The sequence below is a fragment of the Paenibacillus diazotrophicus genome, assembly GCF_042610465.1.
In genome coordinates this window covers 125,707-146,461 of record NZ_JBGJZN010000003.1, presented here as the reverse complement: position 1 = coordinate 146,461, position 20,755 = coordinate 125,707, and the positions used below count along the sequence as shown (strand labels likewise).

At 46.6% G+C, this 20,755-nt stretch carries 16 protein-coding genes and 1 pseudogene; 7 read left to right on the top strand and 10 right to left on the bottom strand.

The genetic code is table 11. The features are described from left to right. Positions 1-18 precede the first annotated feature (18 nt). Positions 19-1,101: a GntR family transcriptional regulator gene (locus ACAN54_RS14875; RefSeq protein ID WP_379156293.1), complete on the top strand. Its 1,083-nt coding sequence runs from the start codon at positions 19-21 to the stop codon at positions 1,099-1,101. A gap of 26 nt (positions 1,102-1,127) precedes the next feature. Here the strand turns inward: ACAN54_RS14875 and ACAN54_RS14870 are convergent, their stop codons facing one another. After that, entirely contained in the window at positions 1,128-2,423 is a 1,296-nt protein-coding gene (locus ACAN54_RS14870; protein WP_379156289.1) for an amidohydrolase family protein, read from the bottom strand. A gap of 299 nt (positions 2,424-2,722) precedes the next feature. Between ACAN54_RS14870 and ACAN54_RS14865 the strand changes: the two genes are divergently transcribed. Continuing rightward, positions 2,723-4,246 (top strand): methyl-accepting chemotaxis protein, encoded by a 1,524-nt coding sequence (locus ACAN54_RS14865; protein WP_379156286.1) that lies wholly within the window; start codon positions 2,723-2,725, stop codon positions 4,244-4,246. 117 nt (positions 4,247-4,363) lie between these two features. On the opposite strand, the gene ACAN54_RS14860 is transcribed toward ACAN54_RS14865, so the two are convergent. The 5 genes from ACAN54_RS14860 to cysC form a co-directional block, all read right to left on the bottom strand. After that, positions 4,364-4,867, bottom strand: a complete 504-nt coding sequence (locus ACAN54_RS14860; protein WP_379156283.1) for a hypothetical protein — start codon at positions 4,865-4,867, stop codon at positions 4,364-4,366. A gap of 182 nt (positions 4,868-5,049) precedes the next feature. Continuing rightward, on the bottom strand, positions 5,050-8,841 hold the full coding sequence (locus tag ACAN54_RS14855; protein WP_379156280.1) for a carboxypeptidase regulatory-like domain-containing protein: 3,792 nt from the start codon (positions 8,839-8,841) through the stop codon (positions 5,050-5,052). A 36-nt stretch (positions 8,842-8,877) separates the two neighbouring features. Beyond that, the gene (locus ACAN54_RS14850; protein WP_379156277.1) at positions 8,878-9,789 is read right to left on the bottom strand and encodes a hypothetical protein; all 912 of its coding nucleotides are present in this window, start codon (positions 9,787-9,789) and stop codon (positions 8,878-8,880) included. After that, positions 9,782-11,998: a preprotein translocase subunit SecA gene (locus ACAN54_RS14845; protein ID WP_379156274.1), complete on the bottom strand. Its 2,217-nt coding sequence runs from the start codon at positions 11,996-11,998 to the stop codon at positions 9,782-9,784. The genes ACAN54_RS14850 and ACAN54_RS14845 overlap by 8 nt, the downstream gene beginning before the upstream one ends. 4 nt (positions 11,999-12,002) lie before the next feature. Further along, the gene (gene cysC, locus ACAN54_RS14840) at positions 12,003-12,527 is read right to left on the bottom strand and encodes an adenylyl-sulfate kinase (RefSeq protein WP_379156270.1); all 525 of its coding nucleotides are present in this window, start codon (positions 12,525-12,527) and stop codon (positions 12,003-12,005) included. A 147-nt stretch (positions 12,528-12,674) separates the two neighbouring features. On the opposite strand from cysC, the gene ACAN54_RS14835 reads away from it, so the two are divergent. From ACAN54_RS14835 to ACAN54_RS14815, 5 genes are all read left to right on the top strand, one after another. Beyond that, positions 12,675-13,541, top strand: coding sequence for an FRG domain-containing protein (locus ACAN54_RS14835; protein ID WP_379156267.1), 867 nt, complete (start codon positions 12,675-12,677; stop codon positions 13,539-13,541). Between the two features lie 95 nt (positions 13,542-13,636). Next, on the top strand, positions 13,637-13,879 hold the full coding sequence (locus ACAN54_RS14830) for a hypothetical protein (RefSeq protein WP_379156264.1): 243 nt from the start codon (positions 13,637-13,639) through the stop codon (positions 13,877-13,879). Positions 13,880-13,923: 44 nt separating this feature from the next. Continuing rightward, the gene (locus tag ACAN54_RS14825) at positions 13,924-14,475 is read left to right on the top strand and encodes a DUF6143 family protein (RefSeq protein WP_379156261.1); all 552 of its coding nucleotides are present in this window, start codon (positions 13,924-13,926) and stop codon (positions 14,473-14,475) included. 213 nt (positions 14,476-14,688) lie between these two features. After that, a complete protein-coding gene (locus ACAN54_RS14820) occupies positions 14,689-15,375 on the top strand; it encodes a DUF6273 domain-containing protein (RefSeq protein WP_379156258.1) in 687 nt (228 codons plus the stop codon). Positions 15,376-15,589: 214 nt separating this feature from the next. Continuing rightward, positions 15,590-17,083, top strand: coding sequence for a peptide MFS transporter (locus tag ACAN54_RS14815; protein ID WP_379156255.1), 1,494 nt, complete (start codon positions 15,590-15,592; stop codon positions 17,081-17,083). 93 nt (positions 17,084-17,176) lie between these two features. Here ACAN54_RS14815 and ACAN54_RS14810 read toward each other — a convergent pair. The 4 genes and pseudogenes from ACAN54_RS14810 to ACAN54_RS14795 all read right to left on the bottom strand — a co-directional run. Beyond that, positions 17,177-17,314: pseudogene (locus ACAN54_RS14810) on the bottom strand (ABC transporter permease); the annotation flags it as partial. A 63-nt stretch (positions 17,315-17,377) separates the two neighbouring features. Continuing rightward, positions 17,378-17,944: a TetR/AcrR family transcriptional regulator gene (locus ACAN54_RS14805; protein WP_379156252.1), complete on the bottom strand. Its 567-nt coding sequence runs from the start codon at positions 17,942-17,944 to the stop codon at positions 17,378-17,380. Positions 17,945-18,338: 394 nt separating this feature from the next. Further along, positions 18,339-19,175 carry an alpha/beta fold hydrolase gene (locus ACAN54_RS14800; protein ID WP_379156249.1) on the bottom strand — a complete coding sequence of 279 codons (837 nt, stop codon included), beginning with the start codon at positions 19,173-19,175 and terminating at the stop codon, positions 18,339-18,341. Between the two features lie 355 nt (positions 19,176-19,530). Then, positions 19,531-20,460, bottom strand: coding sequence for a DegV family protein (locus tag ACAN54_RS14795; RefSeq protein WP_379156246.1), 930 nt, complete (start codon positions 20,458-20,460; stop codon positions 19,531-19,533). Between the last annotated feature and the right edge of the window lie 295 nt (positions 20,461-20,755).

Genomic DNA, 20,755 nt, shown 5'->3' with positions numbered 1-20,755 from the left:
CATGAAAGAAGGCGTACAGTGAAACCAAAGTATCAGGTTATTCTTGAGGATATAAAAAGCAATATTCTTTCAGGTACATACAGCATAGGGAACCAGATTCCAACGGAATCCGCTTTGCAGGATATGTATCAGGTTAGTCGGCAGACGGTCCGGAAGGCTATTCTGGAACTATCCAATGAGGGTTTCTTGCGAAGTGAAAAAGGATCGGGGACTTATGTCAGCAATCAATTCCGTTCCAAAACGGGCGGGAATTCGAATAATAAAACCATCGGTGTAATCACGACCTATATTTCTGACTACATCTTTCCATCTATTATCCGCGGGATTGAATCGAGATTGAATGAAGATAATTATTCTTTGCTATTAGCCAGTACCAATAATGATGTCGAACAAGAAAAGAAAGCGCTGGAGATGATGCTGTCCTTCGGTGTGGAGGGGCTGATCATTGAGCCGACCAAAAGCAATCTGTACAACCCTAATATTGCTTACTACCTGTCGTTCAAGGAACAGGATGTTCCATTTATCATGATTAATGCCTATTATGAAGAACTGGAAGTTCCTTTCTTTTGTCTCGATGACGTACAGTCCAGCTACCTGGCTACCAAAGAATTGATCTCTAACGGACACACTCAAATCGGGATTATTGCCAAAATGGATGATTTACAGGGAAAGTATCGAATGAAGGGTTATATCAAAGCGCTAGGCGAAGCCAAACTCCGCTTTCTTCCTGAGCAGGTACTTTCCTTCTATACAGAGACCAAACAGGACCTGTCGGCCAACTTGAAGAAATTCCTAACTGATAATAGAGGCGGATTAACCGCGATTGTCTGCTATAACGACGAGGTAGGATTGGAAGTCGTACATGTATGCAGACAACTTGATATCTCTATTCCTGACGACCTCTCTATTATTGGTCAGGACAATTCCTATATCGCTAAAAATGCGAACATCAAATTGACGACACTAACGCACCCACAGGAACAAATGGGACGTGATGCCGCCGATTGGGTAATTAAGAAGCTGCAAGGGAAGAAAGATTTAAGAAACAGCACCTATTATCAACCTGTATTAATTGAAGGGGAGACGGTAAAGAAGAAATAGGATGTTCTCCCCAGCAGCCGTATCCATTAATGCGATGATGTATGCGCCTCTGCTGTTTTTCGAATACCGCGCTGCCATACTCCGCGAATCGATAATGTATCCGAGATATTCACTGTCGGGTCCCCTTCGACCAAGACCAGATCTGCCCTTGCACCCTCCACGATCTGTCCGCGATCGTTCAGGCCGAAACGGCGGGCTGTTTTTGAGGTAGCTGACTGTAAGGCTTCTATGGGGGTGAATCCCGCTTCTACTAGTAACTGCAGCTCGTGGTGTACGCTGACTCCATGGGCAAGTCCGCCCAGCGTTGGAACCGGTACGGAGACATCCGTTCCCACCAGGATGTCTACACCTGCACGATGAAGATCCATTACATTCCGGTAGTTGTCATCCATGCTGCCTTGCGGATACGTATTGAAGCTGGCATTCAGAGTATCGATCCATTCTGGACTGAGCTTGGAGTTCACACGTGGATCCTTTGCCAATTCCGATGCGGTGTGACCGATAATCGAGGAGTTCAAGACCAGACATGGCGTAACAAACGCGCCAGCCTCAGCAATCAATGTCACCAGATCCGGAGTAGTCTCAGGGCGGTCAATGAATAAGTGGGCAAGTCCCTCAACTCCAACCTCTATGGCTTGCCGGGCAGATTCAGCAGTCAATACATGGGCAATCGCAATCTTGTGATGATGATGCGCTTCCTCTACAGCTGCTCTTAGAATATCCTGGCTTAAGACAGGCAGGCCTGGTGCAGCTAACACCGTTCCTTCTTCGATCATAATCTTGATATAATCTGCTCCCCCTTTAACTTGTTCACCCACAAAGGCCAGTGCCTCATCCCGGTTCGTTACTGTGGGTGCCTCCCCATGATCATGCGCATGGGCGGCCAGCATAGCGTTACGGTCTTCCTCACTCATCTTCTCTAATTCCTTCAGTACAAAATCCGGTATTTCCCCGTCCCCCGGCATGAGCTCATCGGGGTGCCCGCCTGGAGGTGTGACCGCCATTCCGGCAGATCGTACGTCGGCAATATCGTCGATCCCTTTCAATTGCGCCTCACGGCCGCTTTTTGTGAATCCGCCCATCATTTCCAGTTCAGTTGTAACTCCGAATTTCAGTGCGTCGCGCAAGCCATCAACCGAAGTGTGAACGTGAGCATCAATCAGCCCCGGCAGCAAAGTCCCGCCTTCCGCATCAATAATGGTTGCATGCTTCGGTATTTCCCCGCCCACCGATAGGATCTGTTCGCCTTTGATAAGGATTGTTGTGGGTCTGATCACTTTCTCGCCATCAAATATACGTGCGTTGATAATTGCAGTAACCATTGTGTTACCTCCTGTATTCGATTTGGTTTATATTTGAAATATAACAGTTAGATATCTAACTGTCAATATATAAATTGATTGATATCTAATTATACCTCTGCATGAAGTTGTTATTCTTATCTCCGCACTTTAGCCCTTCATTAGCCCATATATTGGAGAAGAATGGCTCATCAAATTCAAGCCCGCTATACCGATAATAGGAATATAGACATATTCGAGGGATCCAATATTTTTATATAAATTTGAATGATTTATTAGGCCCATACTCACTCGTTAGGCACATGAAGGGATGATAAACAATGATTCAGCAAAAAAACAAATTAATGATCTGGATGTCCGCCGCAACTATTACTATCAGTTTTGTGATTCACCTGTTACATAGGCAATTTCATTTACTAAACCTCTTAATGGTTCACGGCGAAGGTGAAGCTCTTGCTATCACCCGTGACTTTGCATTTTCACTGAATGTGTTAATGGTGTTACCGGTCATTTTTCTGGGCATTAGCGTTTATTTATACCGGAAGCATACCGAGCACCGATATATCCCCTTAATGAACACCTTAGCTATAACCCTCAGCAGCTTCTCCATGATAGCTGGCGGGGGCGGAACGGTGGAGTTTCATTTCTCTATTTTCATGGTGATTGCGATTGTTGCCTATTACGAGGATATTAAGCTTATTCTGATCATGACCGTGTTGTTTGCACTGCAGCATATCCTTGGATTCCTCATCGTCCCGGAGCTGGTGTTCGGGGCGCCTAACTATCCTTTTACAATGATGCTTATTCATGCCGTATTCCTGCTTATGACCGCGGGGGCTACCAGCCTGCAGATCCTCTCTAAGAAAAAGATCACTGAAGAGCTAGAAGAGGAGAAATCAAAAAAACAAAACGAAGTTGCCGCACTCTTGGATACGGTGAAGCAGCTCTCGGATGAAATCGACCATACCTCATCTGCAGTCTCACAGCTATCACAAAGTAACATTCGTGTGAATACGGAGATGCTGCAATCATTCAAAGAGGTGTCTTCTGGACTGAATGATCAAAGCGAGTCGCTGGTCCATATGGAGAATTCCGTGCAGTCCATTACGGAGATGATCGAACAGACCTCCCTTACTTCCACGAAAATGCAAAAAAGGACTGTGGCTACCGAGCAAGCCTTGGCGAACAACCGGAATAACACGAGAGTCCTGTACGATCAAGTTTCCCTCGTATCTGATACGATCACGGCAGCCACTGAAACTATTGTAAGCCTGAATGAGTCGACTCAAAAAATTGAAGGGATCATCTCATTAATTCAGGATGTAGCTACCCAGACCAATCTATTGGCCCTGAATGCTTCCATTGAAGCAGCAAGAGCCGGGGAGCATGGCCAGGGATTTGCCGTGGTTGCCAGTGAAATCCGCAAGCTGGCTCAACGTAGCAACAATTCAACCGAAGAAATCAGGCTCATTCTTAACAAAGTACGTGAAGAAAGCACTACCTCCGTATCACAAATGGAGATTGGAAAACTTACATCGGAGGAGTCCGTTACCTCTGCAAAAGATTTCATGTCAGACTTTGACCTGGTCTATCAGACCATCAGCCAACTGGTGACAGCTATCAACGGCCTGAATGAATCCATTCAGAACATTGAAGTAGTCTCACAGGAAATATCTAAGGACATGACGAATATCTCGGCCGTAATTGAGGAGAATGTTGCTTCCATGGAGGAGTTGTTTGCAAGCAGTGAAGATCAAATGAGCTCTTCTCAACAGGTCAACGATAAAATTAAAGATTTAGAAGAACTCGCATATTCCCTTAAGAGGAAATTCACAACTAACTGATAAAGTGGAAAAAGGCGGCATATACAAGAAGTCTTGAACATACAAAGAGCGAACCTGCACTTACAGGTTCGCTCTTTTTGTATATCTGTCATTCGTATCTTATAGATTGCTCCACAGCTAAAGTGTGACCCGTTTCACTTCCGTTACATTTTTCCGGGTAACCACCTGGGGGACAAAGCTCTGATGGCCGTTGCCTTGCGAGGTAATATTGTAATGAGCGTACACAATGGTACTCGGTGGATTATTAGGATTGATCAGACAGGTGACCTTACCATCGTTTTGAATACCGTACAACAGCTTTCCGTTTTTTACGTCGAATGTATTGGATCCGGTTTTGAATTTTACAGCCACACAAGCCCCTGATTCGATCAAGCCTGCTTTTGCTTTACATGGGGAGGAATAATCAGGAGTCTTTTGGATGGATAATACGTTTTTCCTGGGGATCGACAAATTTTCAATTTTCATAGTTTTTGCATTTCCGACATGTCTTAATACCACATTCGTAGAGTTGCTAGGCTCTTTTTGAGCCAACTTTCCGTTATGAACCTTTAACTCACCTTTATTGTCTTTGTACAGTACACCCACGCATGCTCCTTTATTAATGCTTGGAACGCTTGGCACAGCAACTCCCCCTTTTAATCTGAAGGTCTTGCTACACTATATGTGCATGTGCAAAGACTCGAACTATGAAATCGCCCAAAATATATAAATAGGATAGGGAATCCTTATGTAAAATTGAAATGACTATAAAAAAACAGGCTGTCCATTATCAAAATGAACAACCTGTTTTTGTTGAAACAGATTTATTTCAAGGAATCCAATAGATTCTTCACTTGCGGGTCAAGGCTCAATGCATTCATAATGGTCGTCAATGCTTCCGCACGCGTGGTACTGCTCTTCGGATCGAACTTACCAATGGATTTACCGTTGATCATTCCCACTTGAGCGGCTACCTCTATTTCCTTTCCTGCAAAAGAATTGGACAAGTCGGTAAACCCGCCTTTCGTGCTGTCCTTAGAAATAGAGTCCAGATTCAGGATTCGAGTCAGTATGACCACCATCTCTTCGCGTGAAATGGATTGATCTGGACGGAAAGTGGAATCTGCATATCCTTTAACAACTCCCGCTTGAGCAAGCTTTAGAATTGCATCACTTCCCCAGTGACCTGTAATATCCGTGAAAGATGGAGAAGATACCGCCGTTCCGGTCTGGATATTAAACACTCGTGCCAGGATGATCGCGAACTCGGTTCGGGTAATATTGCCGTTCGGAACAAAGTCTCCACTTCCATTGCCTTGAATGGCACCAAGCTTCACGAAAGCCGTGATGGTCTGCTCAGCCCAATGACCTTTCGCATCCGAGAACTGCAGAGGCGCTGAGGATTGGCTCGCAAGTTCCACTTTATTCTCCAAGAATGAAATTAACTTGGTAGTATCGACAATGCCGCTATTGAACACATTAGCTCCTGCCGGTGCCGGTGTTGGTGTCGTTGGCGGTGTTGTTGGTGTTGGCGTCGGTATTGGTGTCGTTGGCGGTGTTGTTGGTGTTGGCGTCGGTATTGGTGTCGCTGGCGGCGTTGTTGGTGTTGGCGTCGGTATTGGTGTCGCTGGCGGCGTTGTTGGTGTTGGCGTCGGTATTGGTGTCGCTGGCGGCGTTGTTGGTGTTGGCGTCGGTATTGGTGTCGCTGGCGGCGTTGTTGGTGTTGGCGTCGGTATTGGTGTCGCTGGCGGCGTTGTTGGTGTTGGCGTCGGTATTGGTGTCGCTGGCGGCGTTGTTGGTGTTGGCGTCGGTATTGGTGTCGCTGGCGGCGTTGTTGGTGTTGGCGTCGGTATTGGTGTCGCTGGCGGCGTTGTTGGTGTTGGCGTCGGTATTGGTGTCGCTGGCGGCGTTGTTGGTGTTGGCGTCGGTATTGGTGTCGCTGGCGGCGTTGTTGGTGTTGGCGTCGGTATTGGTGTCGCTGGCGGCGTTGTTGGTGTTGGCGTCGGTATTGGTGTCGCTGGCGGCGTTGTTGGTGTTGGCGTCGGTATTGGTGTCGCTGGCGGCGTTGTTGGTGTTGGCGTCGGTATTGGTGTCGCTGGCGGCGTTGTTGGTGTTGGCGTCGGTATTGGTGTCGCTGGCGGCGTTGTTGGTGTTGGCGTCGGTATTGGTGTCGCTGGCGGCGTTGTTGGTGTTGGCGTCGGTATTGGTGTCGCTGGCGGCGTTGTTGGTGTTGGCGTCGGTATTGGTGTCGCTGGCGGCGTTGTTGGTGTTGGCGTCGGTATTGGTGTCGCTGGCGGCGTTGTTGGTGTTGGCGTCGGCGGTGTCGTTGGCGGTGTTGTTGGTGTTGGCGTCGGCGGTGTTGTTGGCGGCGTTACCGTCACCGCAGTAAGTGAAATGGTGCCCACGCTCACGCTCTGCCCCGCTGTTACCGTCACAGTTGCCAATCCGTCGTTATAACCCGCACTACTTACGGTCACCGTCTGACTTCCCGGCGGGATGTTGCTGAGCGTGAATTGACCCTGCACATCCGTAATATCACTGATTCCGCCGATCGATACGCTCGCTCCGCTAATCGGAGTATTGCCAAGTCCTTGCACAATGCCCGTTACGGATCCTGTTGTCTGCACTGGCGTCAGTGTTATGGTGCCCGCACTTACGCTCTGTCCAACCGTTACCGTCACAGCTGCCGTTCCATTGTTATAGCCCACGCTGCTTACAGTCACCGTCTGGCTTCCCGGCGGGATGTTGCTGAGCGTGAATTGACCCTGCGCATCCGTAACATCACTGATTCCGCCGATCGATACGCTTGCTCCGCTAATCGGAGTATTGCCAGGTCCATATACCCCACCGGTTACGGATCCTGTTGTCTGCACCGGCGTCAGTGTTATGGTGCCCGCGCTCACGCTCTGTCCAACCGTTACCGTCACATCTGCCGTTCCATTGTTATAGCCCACGCTGCTTACAGTCACCGTCTGGCTTCCCGGCGGGATGTTGCTGAGCGTGAAGTGACCCTGCGCATCCGTAATATCACTGATGCCGCCGATCGATACGCTCGCTCCGCTAATCGGAGTATTGCCAGGTCCATATATCACACCGGTTACAGATCCTGTTGTCTGCACTGGCGTCAGTGTTATGGTGCCCGCACTTACGCTCTGTCCAACCGTTACCGTCACAGCTGCCGTTCCATTGTTATAGCCCACGCTGCTTACAGTCACCGTCTGGCTTCCCGGCGGAATGTTGCTGAGCGTGAAGTGACCCTGCGCATCCGTGATGTCACTGATTCCGCCAATCGATACACTCGCTCCGCTAATCGGAGTATTTCCAGGTCCTTGCACGATGCCTGTTACCAGTCCCGCCGATGCTACCGTTACTACGAAGGAGTCTGTAACAATAGCTCCTTGCGAATTTACAGCCTTTGCTGTTACCGTTACCGTACCGTGTGCAACAGGCGTCAGCAATAGCTGATTCCCGCTCACTTGAGCCGTCAGCACGGTTGTATTGCTGGAGACTGCAGTAATCGTCAACGGATCGCCCGCAGGATCGGTGAATGAGGAGGTAAGATCGATGCTGTATGATCCATCTGCAATATTAATCGCTTTATCTGGAATCGCTTGGACGGTAGGCTGGTAGTTGCGTAAGAAGGGATACGTAACACCCTCTTGAATCGACCATACGTTAGTAAAGTCCCAACCCGAATAGTTCTGTTGACTCTTCATCTCTGCTGTACTCTTTGGAGTGCCTCCGGCGCCATTATTAAGCGATCCGCCAATTGTAGAATCCCAGAAAGTCGCAATAACGCTGCTAGAGGACCCAAACCCTACGCTACCGCCCGGATTATAGTAATCAATGGGGCTAGTGACCTGGTCTACTACAGTTCCTACAAAATAACTATTGGAAATACTCCCATCATTCCTCCCGGCAAGCCCACCAACTTTACCGTAATCATAGAAGGAACTACCGGATTGTGCTACGTCCACTTGTGCAAGAGTATTTGTAATCATACCCCCTTGTGCATTAAGACCGACCAATCCACCGTCCATTGTAATAGTATTAATATATGAATTACGAATACCCGAAATATTAACCCGACCGGACACATGGGAATTCTGGATAGTCCCCTGGTTCGTTCCAGCTATAATTCCTGCTCTAATGTTAACTTGTCCAGCTGAAGGAATAGCAATGTTCGCATACAGAATACCCAGATTTCGGACGACTCCGCCAGTTGCAAGGGTACTAAACAATCCAGCATCCGCGTTATATTGACTAATGTTCAAATTTTTAATATAATGTCCTGCTCCATCCAGCATTCCTGCGAAACTGCTGATCGGACTCCACTCATAATTGCTGAGATCAATGTTCGCTCCAAGCTTATAGTATCCGGTCCTCAGGGTATTCATATAGTACAGCTCTTGAGGGGTCGTAATGATATAGGGAGAGTTGTAAGTCCCATTACCGGTAGTAGGCACAGCACCTGTTATAGGCATTGCCTGTACGGCAGTTGGAACTAGAGCCACCATTGGGCTAACAAGCATCACTGCTGACAGGGTCTTTATGGCCCCTTTTTTCCAGAGCATGCCTGTCTTTTCTTTCTCTTCTGAACTAATAAATCTGATCATATCGATTCCTCCTCTACATTATTAACGCATTTTTTATCACATTTCCGAGAAAGAATAGTCTCTGCGATCCACTCTCCGCACCTCTTGAACCATTCCTGGAATAAGAAAGGAGGTGCGGCTCGTATAGTCCGAATGAAGCACGTACAGATGGCCGTTACCGTTATGCCTCTCCTCCCTTCTCATGAATACAGAGCCACCGATAACAATCTGATCGTCCGAGAGGGACAATCCTCTTGTAAAGTGCTGGGATTCGAACACGACCTTACCGTCTGCCTTCAACGACTGGTGGGTCGAATCGCAATGATAGCTGATACCTTGATGGACAATCAGATTATGTGCACAGGAGGATTCTGTAACGATCCGCTCCTTCACACGGAAATCAGAGTCTACCTTCAGAATTTCACTAGGCCTTCCGGTTTTGACCGTTTGGTTATGGCAGACCAGATGAATAGCTCCATCGTGCTTATATATGGAATTGATATGTCCATAATTGGAGGACTCTTCCTGATCGGCTAACTTGCCGAGAGGATAGTATTCCATCCAACACTCTCTTTCGAAGCTCCACTTAATAATCCGGTTATTGGGTGTATCGGTCATGAAGAGACTTCCGTCTATCATGTCGATCTGATGAATCCAACCTGGCAGATCAGCAAATACTACTTCTGCTGTTGTGTCCATTTCTTGTTGGAACCCCTCATCCAGCTTTAAGATTCTTCCGACCCTTCCAACCGACTCATAGATATACCACGATCGTCCATCACGGGTTATTCCGTAAAAATTGCCGCGTAACAATAACGTGAGTATACCCTCGCGGATAAGAAACAGTCCCCTATTCGTAGCAATCAGATATATTCCTTCGACATCCACTTCGGAATTAATGATTTGCCTCTCGGGCAACAGCATTTCAACCTTGCGATCGCTCACTTCTAACCGCTGTGCGTTAACCATCCCCCTGTCCTCCTTTCCCCTCCAGTAAATTCGGCAAGGCTTGACCAAGCATCCATTCCCCGATTTGTCTTGTCAGATGCCGCTGCATCTCGGCGAACTGCTCATAAGCTGCGTTACGGAACATACGAATGGGATCCTCTTGTGCGTATGTTTGGTAGTGGACGCTCCACATTAGATCTCTCAGTCTCTCCAAATGGTTTATCCAATGACGATCAAGCATCCTCAAGTACCGTTTGTGCCACACCGGGATGAAATGTTTTAGCCTCGGCGAAGTGAGCGCTGCATGCCAGTATGCTGGCCATCGTTCCAGATCAATGGTTTCATTTATAGAAGAATCTCGCATATCCGATTGGATATATTCAACAACATGCCGGTTCAAGGTGGCTCTGAGCGCGCCTTTCTGCCAAAGTTCATTCCGGTGGGCATAGATCTGTTCACGCTGCTCACCCACGACCGAGTCCATTCGCGAGAGATAAGTCCGAACCTCTTGATCGCGATTCTCTGCTCGTTGCTGGGCTTGCTTGAAGAGGAGCTCGGGTCTTTTTCGAAGCCTATCGTTTTCATTCGTGTAACGAAGGATCAGCTCATCTTCCAAAGACACAATGAACCTGGACTGCCCGGGTTCACCCTGTCGTCCCGCCCTTCCGCGCAGCTGATCGTCCACCCTTCTGCTCTCATGACGTTCCGTGCCGATAACACAGAGCCCTCCAACTTCTGCTACCCCTTCACCCATCCGGATATCCGTCCCTCTTCCAGCCATATTGGTGGCTACCGTAACCGCTCCATACTGTCCGGCATCTGCAATAATCTCCGCCTCCTCCCGCTCGTTCTTCGCATTCAACAACCGGAATGGAATGGCCTCCTGCTCTAACTTGTGAGCTAGTTCTTCAGATTGCACGATTGTCCTTGTGCCAACCAATACGGGTTGACCGGCCTGATGGCAGGTTTTGATTGCCTGGAGAACGGCTTCCCATTTTTCATCCCTCGATTGACAGATGAGATCTCGTCCGTCCTTCCGTCGAACCGGCTTTGCTGTTGGAATAGCAGCAACCTGTAATCCAAACCGGCGTCTAACCTCTTCTTCGTCCCGCTTGATCGTTCCCGTCATCCCGGTTACGCGTTCATATAGCGATAGGTATTGTTGGACTGAGATCTCCCCAAGTACACTGTTCTCCATGGACAGAGGAATTTGCTCTTTCGCTTCAATCGCCTGGTGGAGCCCCTCATTGAACAGCCGCCCTTCCAGGATTCTCCCTGTGAAAGAATCAATAATCTTCATCTGTTGACCTTCGATGATATAATCCGAATCGCGCTTCATGATAAAAAATGCCTGCAGACTTTGATCTAGTATATGTAACACCTGCGAATTCTTTAGATCATATAATGGACCGATGCCGAACGCCCTCTCCGCCCGTTCCATACCCGAATCCGTTAAACTTACCTGCTGTGTCTCGACATCTACTTCATAGTCATCATTGATGTTGAAATTGCAGACCAAATCGGCGCAGACTGTATACCATTCTGACGGCTCCTTGTTCCGGTCGGCAATAATCAACGGCGTCTTTCCTTCGTCAAGCATGATGCTGTCTGCTTCATCCACAATGGTATAAGATAAAGGACGCTGTACCCTCTGCCTACCGTCATATACCAGATGATCTCTTAAGTAATCGAACCCGAATTCGTTAAAGATTCCATAGGTAATCGCTTGCCGGTAGGCTAGTTTTTTGGATTCCACCTTCATACCGACTTCATTCAAACCAACACTTAAACCTAGCATTTCGTATACAGGCTTCATATGCCCGTAATCGCGTTCAGCGAGATAGGCATTTGTCGTCATTACATGTACACCTTTGTTCTGAAGAGCATACCAACTGGCTGGCAATGCCACAGTTACAGTCTTACCCTCACCCGTTGCCATCTCTACGATCTGTCCCTGTGCCATTCTGAGGCCTCCGGTAAGCTGCACATCATGCAATTCAAAACCGTGTACGCGTCTAACCGCTTCCTTCACCAGAGCGAATAATCGGTAAGTCCGGTCTTCCTCGTGTAATGCCACTTGGGCGTTTTCACGCAATTGATCTACGAAAAAGCTAAGCTCCTCATCCCGGCTCTGCTTCAGTGATTCACCGTATTGTCTGATTAAGTTCAGATGGGCATTCGCATCCGTTCGTTTCCACAACCCTCTTGTTAAGCTCCTGGTGAGTCCCATACGCTCATCCCCCAGATTCCGCTCTAAACGGCACAGGTGATGTGTGTTGAATGATCTTCAAGACACATTCATCTAAGGAGAATCTATCGGTCTCCACGATCACATCCGGGCAGTCAGGCTCCTCATAAGGAGAATCGATACCCGTAAAATACTTGATTTGTCCGGCTCTTGCTTGTTTATATAGGCCTTTCGGATCCCGATCCTCACACACTTCCAAAGGGCACCGGACATACACTTCTATGTAGGAGTCCCCGATGAGAGAGCGGACCTTATTACGTGTGGAGCGGTAAGGAGAGATCGAGGCGACGATCACATTCAGATTCGCATCAAGCAGAAGCTTGCCGATCTCACCAATTCTTCTACCTGCCTCCAACCGGTCTTCTTCACTGAATTGAAGATCCTGATTAATTCCTCTCCGCAGAGCATCGCCATCCAGGATATAGCAATTATTAAGAAGCGGCTTCAGTGCCTCTGCAAGAGTCGATTTACCTGAACCAGACAGACCGGTTAGCCATATCAATTGACTCATAGATCCCATCCTCCAGCGGCCTGTTATTTATTTCAATTATACCAATTTTAAATGACACAAAAATGACAAACTAAAATTTTATATGTTGAACCTCCATGGGCACATGCGCATATTTTGTGAAGTATAAGATTCTAGGAGGCCGCTATAATGACAAAACCCGCACAGCTTACCCGAATATCCGAGAATGGGATTTTTGAAATAACCGGGATTCAATCTGTAGAGCAATACTTAAAAGCCGTTGATCAAATTTTCCAGAAGATTTGCCCTCCCAATGAGCCTAAATCATGCGAGCTTTGGTACAGAGGGGTTAAGAGCACTACCTACGATCTTTCCCCCTCCATCGCAAGGGGCCTTGGTCCCCAAGCTGAGATTGTCTATTTGTCAAAATTCCGTTCGCTCGCTTATCCATACTTGGAGCCGGTGCCGTATTTTCCCTTTTCTGAAGATAAAAGCTCGTATTGGGGCTGGCTCTTTCTGATGCAGCATTACGGAGTGCCTACACGCCTTATGGATTGGTCCCGGGAGGCCTTAGTTGCCTTATTATTCGCCCTTGGAGAACCAACCAGGGAAGTGGAAAAGACGACTGACAAGGTAGTCTGGCTTTTAGACCCTGTCTCTTTGAATAAGTCCTTCCGTTTTTATAGTTTCCTTAAACCGGGCTATATCCCAAATGTAACTGAACCTGCTTTCACTGCACGCTTCGGCCCGATCAGCAAAAACGATAACGTAAAGGCGGCCGCCGCCATTGGCCCACTGAATAATCCGAGAATCATCAAGCAATCCGGCACCTTCACCGTCTTTCCAAAAACACAGAAAATCGTTCCGCTAGATAAGCTTCCTGATAGTTCAAGGTACTTATACAAAATTGTCATAAAAAACGATGCCCGCAAAGAAATGAATACTCAACTCCTGCATTACGGGTTAACTGAGCATGATTTATATCCGGGAATCGAAAATGTAGCTGCAGATATTACCCAAGAGCTCCAAGCGGAAGGTCTCCTTCCAAGCAACTAGAACTACCCGAAATATGAAATCCACTCCTGTCCATTACTAACAAACCTCAACTGACATAAAATACATTGCAATGAACGTACAGGAGGGAATGTGATATGCCGACTTTTCGTAATTACACTGTATCGAACCGGGTCTCCTTGGCTACCTTCGATAAGAACTGGAGACGGCAACGGGTAGCAGATGGGCATGTAGTCTACGTGGCAACCGCGAATAAAGCAACAGTAACTGCCATTGTTAGAGGGACTAAAAACCAAAAACTCATTTTCAAAAAAGGACAAAAAATCATTGTTGTTGGGGGAACCTTCCATTCCGCGCCTCATACCAGAGAATTTGTATAAAAGAACAGATCTGACCTAAATTCAAGAGGTTGAGGTGATATCCTATGAAATCCAAAAAGATTACTCCAAAAAGAGGAAGGTTTGGCCAAATCCCTAAAGTTGTCACTATCCCTAATCCATTATTTGAGTCGATGGAAGGCAAATATTTTGTGGGGCAGACACAATTATTGACTTTTGGCCGCGGGACAAACGCTTGGGGCGGGTTAATCAATCCCAAAGGTTCAGGCGTTAACCTATATGTTAATGTCTATACTGTCACAAATTTCTCTAACAAGACCTTTCCGGCCAAGATTTTCTTTAATACCTTCCCGCCCGGACACCCCCTCACATCGCGGCTGTTTAGTCCTGCCAATACCACACGCAGTTCCATCCCAAAAGTAAAAATACAATATGTCCGATCAACGGCGGGGATCCCGAGAGGGGGCACAAATGTGTTTCTCCGGGAGGCGCCACCACAATCAACGCTGGCCAGTGAGGAAGATGGGAAGTATATTATCCCGCCCGGAGGCTCGTTCATCCTATTTCTCTCCGGCCCCCTCTCCGGCATTGTTAAATCAAGGATTGCCTTCGGCTGGTGGGAGAAAAGAAGGAAGTAGGCGATTACCTACAATCTCACCCACAAGTCGTAAGCAATCCGAACAATCCTATTTATGCAAAAGAAGAGAGACCCGCAAATCGGGCTCTCTTTTTTATATAATAACGTATCTTAATTCCAATGCTCCTGGAGTTCTAGCCGCTTATTGAGGTAAAATTAGGCATTACCGATGAAAGCTGCCTTAGGTAAGCCAAGTAATCCGGAGGTGAACCATTTGGACAATAATAATCTTGCATTCACACCAAGCCCAAGCCTAAAGAACGGGGACATCATTACGTTTGGAACATACCCGCAGTCAGAGAAGGGTACAGTACTTCCAATACAATGGCGTGTTCTTCAAAATTCGGGCAATGCTCTGTTTGTTTTGAGCGAATATATTTTGGACTGCAAGCGGTACCACGGGAGTAGCGTGGATATATCATGGCGTGATGCAGTGGATATTACGTGGCGTGACTGTGATTTGCGCATGTGGCTCAACGATGAATTCTATAACACCGCATTCAATCCTGCCGAAAAAAAACATATAAAGACGACTCATTGTACGGACAACGGAGAAAGCAGCCCGGATACAGAGGACAACGTCTTCCTGCTTAGCGTTACCGAGTTAAAGGAATTATCTGAGATTCACGGTAAGGATTTCCGGCGCGCTGTGGGAACGGATTTTGCCAAAATGAAAAAAACCGACGGATGTAATTTATACGTATATGATAAAACAGACACCGATAATTATATCGTCAAAAACGGCGAGGAAGTTGGCTGTTCCTGGTGGTGGCTTCGAACACAGGGAAACAAGCCTTCACGCGCGTTTTTTGTCGGACCGGGTTGCAGTATTCGTAGCTATGCGAATGTCAGCCTTGCCCGTGACGGTGTTCGCCCTGCACTAAAAATTAATTTTCAATGATAATAAGCCACGTAATGATAGATAACACTAAAAAAGATCCGTGCACACTTCATTTTTTGAGGTAAATCACAGCCAACCTTCCACGAATGTTATATACTAATTTTTCTGCATCCGCAGTAGCATCTGATAAATTGAAAAGTCTCAGAATGGGTATTCTTACTAAAGGATGATATTTTGCAGAAATAGTGTTAACACCAAGGGAGGAAGTAGCCGCATGGCCGATTTAAACAAACAAAGAATTGTGGAGAGTGTTCCGCAACGGGGGTTTTTTGGACACCCTAAAGGGTTATTCACTCTGTTCTTCACAGAGTTTTGGGAGCGCTTTTCCTATTATGGAATGAAAGCCATCCTTGTTTATTATATGTATTACGAACTGAGTCAAGGCGGACTAGGCATGGAGGAGAGCACAGCTCTCGCTATTATGTCTATCTATGGTTCACTTGTCTATATGTCGGGGATTATTGGCGGTTGGTTAGCAGACCGGGTATTTGGAGCATCAAAAGCGGTGTTCTACGGGGGCATATTAATCATGCTGGGGCATATCTCCTTGGCCATTCCGGGAAGTATTTCATTATTTTTTGTATCCATGGTTCTGATTGTGCTAGGTACGGGCTTGCTGAAGCCTAATGTATCCAGCATTGTAGGTGAACTATACAGTGAACAGGATGGGCGCCGGGATGCAGGATTCAGTATATTCTACATGGGCATTAACCTGGGGGCATTCATCGCTCCGCTTATTGTAGGAACCATCGGTATGAATTATAATTTCCACCTGGGCTTCAGCATTGCCGCCGTCGGAATGTTCTTGGGATTACTTATCTTTATCTTTACCAAGAAAAAAAACCTCGGCCTTGCAGGCACTTTAGTAGCCAGTCCGTTATCACAGGCAGAACGAAAAAAAGTGTCCCTTATCTTCGGTATCAGTGCAGTACTTCTCGCTGTTATCGTTGCTATTACGGTTCCGTTAGGTCTGCTAACGTTTAAATCCTTTATAGTAATCGTAGGTATTCTGGGCATTCTGATCCCAACCTTATATTTTATAGTCATGTTCCGGAGTCCCCGAACAACAAGCGTTGAACGCTCAAGACTCATTGCCTATATTCCGCTGTTTATTGCTGCGATCATGTTCTGGGCTATTCAGGAACAAGGATCAACCATCCTTGCCAGTTATGCAGATAAACGTACGCAACTGGATTTTGCCGGACTGCATATTTCACCAGCCTGGTTTCAGTCTTTAAATCCTTTATTTGTTATCACTTTAGCTCCACTATTCGCCTGGTTATGGGTGAAACTTGGAAAAAGACAGCCCACGATACCGAAGAAATTCGCCTTAGGCTTGTTGTTTGCCGGCTTATCCTTCCTGGTTATCCTTTTACCTGCTTACTTTGGCGGTGAGAATTCCTTGGTTAATCCGTTATGGCTCGTCCTTAGCTATCTTGTAGTTGTACTGGGGGAATTGTGCTTGTCACCTGTAGGACTATCGGCTACGACAAAATTAGCACCCTCCGCCTTCTCAGCCCAGACCATGAGCTTATGGTTCTTATCGAACGCAGCCGCCCAAGCAATTAATGCCCAGATTGTCAGATTCTATTCGCCTTCCACCGAGATGGTATACTTTGGTGTCATTGGCGGATCGGCCATCCTTCTCAGCATTCTGCTCTACTTATTCTCCTCAAAAATACAGGGGTATATGAAAGGGATACAGTAAACCAATTCGTCAAGATTAGTGAGGAGCACCAGTATAATGGGGTGCTCCTTTTTTTGTTGGTTGTTTGATAAGGCGGATTCATATTCTTGATGTGTTCCCACTATTCATCGCAGCTAACGTAGATAACCCATTTCCCAAACCTGATACCAACCAAGCGATTAGCACAAAAATAATGATGATCATTAAAAACCTCATTTTACTATGCATCAATTCTTTCATAGCTAAAAAAATTCCCTTTCCCAACTCCTTATCTTTATTTTAGACACATGTGTCAAATTAAATCCAAGACTGCGGCTAGCTCTTGGCCCCTTCGATCCACATTTGGAACAATAGCTTTCCCCAATCAGGGGTAGGGATATTCAACATATTAGGCGTATCAATTAAGTTAAAGAAAACACCAATAAGTACAGGAAGCGGGATATCCTGCCGCAGGCCTTTATCCTGTTGTGCGCGTTCAAAGAGGCGTGATAATTGAATTTTAAGAGTCTTATGTGCTTCCTCAATAAATTCAAGATCTCTCGCTGCTGCAGAAGAATTAGCCGTATTAATTTTACTGGCATTTCCCAAAAGTTGATGGAGCGTAGACTCTTCTACGTACATGAGGAGTAACTGTTCGAGAGCGTGCATAGGGTCAGTCTCATCAATTGCTAATGCATTTTCTAATACCATTGCCATTACGCGCTTCATACAAGCAGCCACGATCTCTTCTTTATTAGCGTAATATTGATAAATAGTGCTTCGGGCTCCTGAAAGATGCTGTGAGAGCAACTTGAGATGAAAACCGTCGTATCCATACTCAAGCACTAATTTTTTGGTCATATCCAGTAGCTCGGTCTCAGTAAAAGATTGTTTTCTTCCCATCGAATCTCTTCCTTTTTATCATTTAAGATCTGTGTTAACAGTAGCGTGAATCCAGCCAATCCGTTCCGTATCCATTTCTGCTACGTAGAATTCTCACTAAAGATAAGAATAACTACATAGGACAAAATAATCTATAAAGAAATAGCTTAAGTCTAAAAAAACATCCGGTGGCACCGCAGTTTTGACTGACCGCAGAAACAGAACCAGATCGATTTCCTCGTTATGTATCAGCGCATCTTCTCCAATTAGATACATCCAAGCTTTCCTTTTTTAATCAAAAAAAGACGCCCAGGGGGCGCCATACATGTAACAAATAGTATGGACATTGGAGTAAGTTATATCTCGTCATAGAACCTTGTGCCACCCTCCTATGAAGTGTGGTTCGTCCTCACAATCAGCCGTTCAAGAAGTGCAACAAGGCATGGTTAAATTCCTTAGCGTGGGTAGCATTGAATCCATGGGGGCCGCCATCAATCAAGACTAACTGACTGCCCGGGATCCGCTCATGCGCTTTTTGACCACTGATCTCCACAGGAACGATAGCATCCGAGTCACCATGGAGAATAAGCGTTGGCAATTTAAATTTCTCCAGGTCCTCACGGAAATCGGTATAACTGAATGCGGAGATGCAATCAAGCGTACCCTTCGGCGATGCAAAAGCCGCAATATCGCGATTGTATAAGCGGAATGCTTCGTTTACCAAGTCCGTTCTGTCCCCAGCAGCGAAGAAATTGGTTGTGAACTCATCCAGGAACGCTAGACGATCCGCCTTTACCCCATCCTGAAACCCTTGAATAGTCGCATCGTCGAATCCGCCGTCCGGATTATCCGATGATTTGTACAGGTACGGAGGGATAGCACCGGCCAGCACCGCTTTCGATACCCGCTCCAATCCATAAGTACCAATGTAACGCGCTACTTCGCCCCCGCCCATGGAGAACCCGACCAATGTTACATCACGAAGATCCAGATGCACAATTAAGCCATGCAAATCCGCTGCGAGCGTATCATAGTCGTATCCGTTCCACGGCTGGGAGGACTGGCCGAACCCACGACGATCGTACGTGATCACCCGATAACCGGCTTCAACTAGTGCAGGTACTTGCTTCTCCCAGGACCTTCCGCTGAGCGGCCACCCATGGATCAATACAACCGGCTTGCCTGCTCCGACATCCTCATAGTGAAGCTCTATTGCAATTCCATTCTCGTGTCCAACTGTAACCATTGCCATTTCTATATCCCTCCATTTTGTGGCGCCTCCATGGGCTTCTATTATTTATGTTATTCGATTATTACTATGTTTTATCTGATAGAATTACCCTATTCACGAGCCCCCTTCCCTTGTTAAATTTATCTAAAATTCTTAACACCTGGAATATACTAATTAATAGTCAGGCTGTCAACTCCCTAAAATAATGGATTATTATGGCGTAACCATGAACCTCCATTCCTTTGCTGTTCAAACGACTATCTATTTGTATTATGGAACCAAGTATAGAACACCTATGCATGACAAAAAAACCAGCAGACCCGCTACGGGACCTGCTGGTTTCCTTGTATGAACAAGCAATTCCGGCGGACTTGGCTCAACCCTGAAGCACAGGCTCCAGTACTTTATCCTGTACAGTGAGACTGTTAATGGGTGTATTGTTAATCCACGAAAGCGCAAGCGTACCCTCACCCATATGAACACCTACGACCGGAACAAAGGTCATAATTTCTGTACGCACAGAAGGCGACATTTCCTTGATCACAGCCTCCAGGCTCAGCGCCTCTTCCATATTGTTGGCATGCATAATACAAATATCCTGAATCAGCTGGATATCCTGGACGAGTGTCTCCAGCAACTTTTGCTTCGTCTTCTTGAAGGTGCGGATTTTGTCCACGACGACAATTTTTCCTTTATCGAATTTCAGGAGCAGATGAATCCGCATCAGCTGGCCCAGCAGAAGCTGGGAGCCGGAGAGCCGCCCGCTGCGGTGCAGCTGGCTGAGACTGGCAGGGATCAGATAGAAAGACATCTCTTCAATGATATTATCGATTCTGCTCTTGATCTCCAGCGCTGAGCAGCCTGCCTGCTGCCAGTGAACACCGCGCACAATCATCTCACGGATCGGGTAAGCGCCTACCTTGGAATCAATGCCAATTACAGTAACGCCAGCAATGTCCGCTGCCTGCATCGAGGTATGGAAGGTCCCGCTAAGCTCAGAGGAACAATGTATCGCAATAATTTCGTCATAGTCTTCCTTCAGTCGCTCATATAATTCCACGAACTCACCGATTGGCGGCTGGGAGCTGCTGACCTTGTCATTCTGGCGCATTTTATCATAGAACTGATCGGCGGTAATATCGATATTTTCTTTATAACATTCATTATTGATTATTAGACGGAGAGGGACAATATAGATATGGTTATTCATGGCGAACTCAGAATCAATGGTGCTGGTGCTGTCGGTTACCCAGGCAATGGATTTCAAGGTTACAACTCTCTTTCGTGAGGGATTGGCTACGATCATTTAATCAACAGCTTTAACTATCTGCATATTCATAAATTATACAGGAAGCTAAGCTCCGGTATAGCGATTACGGGATAATCCCAGCACTTTTTTTCAACTTAATTCGACATAAATTCACATTATACATGATAGATATACCTATTAAAGAATAGACTGTGTATGGTATGTACGTGCGGAAAAATGGATGATCTTCGTACCTTGACATACAAGACACAACAGTTTACCTTATGTGTGAAATGCCACATTCCTGGCAATTAACGGATGAAGCCAGAATCAACTTGAAAGCAGGGGGTAA

Excerpts from the sequence above, each read along its gene's own strand:
- ACAN54_RS14870 (WP_379156289.1), bottom strand. The coding sequence starts at position 2,423 with ATGGTTACTGCAATTATCAACGCACGTATATTTGATGGCGAGAAAGTG.
- ACAN54_RS14865 (WP_379156286.1), top strand. The coding sequence starts at position 2,723 with ATGATTCAGCAAAAAAACAAATTAATGATCTGGATGTCCGCCGCAACT.
- ACAN54_RS14855 (WP_379156280.1), bottom strand. The coding sequence starts at position 8,841 with ATGATCAGATTTATTAGTTCAGAAGAGAAAGAAAAGACAGGCATGCTC.
- ACAN54_RS14850 (WP_379156277.1), bottom strand. The coding sequence starts at position 9,789 with ATGGTTAACGCACAGCGGTTAGAAGTGAGCGATCGCAAGGTTGAAATG.
- ACAN54_RS14845 (WP_379156274.1), bottom strand. The coding sequence starts at position 11,998 with ATGGGACTCACCAGGAGCTTAACAAGAGGGTTGTGGAAACGAACGGAT.
- cysC (WP_379156270.1), bottom strand. The coding sequence starts at position 12,527 with ATGAGTCAATTGATATGGCTAACCGGTCTGTCTGGTTCAGGTAAATCG.
- ACAN54_RS14835 (WP_379156267.1), top strand. The coding sequence starts at position 12,675 with ATGACAAAACCCGCACAGCTTACCCGAATATCCGAGAATGGGATTTTT.
- ACAN54_RS14830 (WP_379156264.1), top strand. The coding sequence starts at position 13,637 with ATGCCGACTTTTCGTAATTACACTGTATCGAACCGGGTCTCCTTGGCT.
- ACAN54_RS14825 (WP_379156261.1), top strand. The coding sequence starts at position 13,924 with ATGAAATCCAAAAAGATTACTCCAAAAAGAGGAAGGTTTGGCCAAATC.
- ACAN54_RS14815 (WP_379156255.1), top strand. The coding sequence starts at position 15,590 with ATGGCCGATTTAAACAAACAAAGAATTGTGGAGAGTGTTCCGCAACGG.
- ACAN54_RS14805 (WP_379156252.1), bottom strand. The coding sequence starts at position 17,944 with ATGGGAAGAAAACAATCTTTTACTGAGACCGAGCTACTGGATATGACC.
- ACAN54_RS14800 (WP_379156249.1), bottom strand. The coding sequence starts at position 19,175 with ATGGCAATGGTTACAGTTGGACACGAGAATGGAATTGCAATAGAGCTT.
- ACAN54_RS14795 (WP_379156246.1), bottom strand. The coding sequence starts at position 20,460 with ATGATCGTAGCCAATCCCTCACGAAAGAGAGTTGTAACCTTGAAATCC.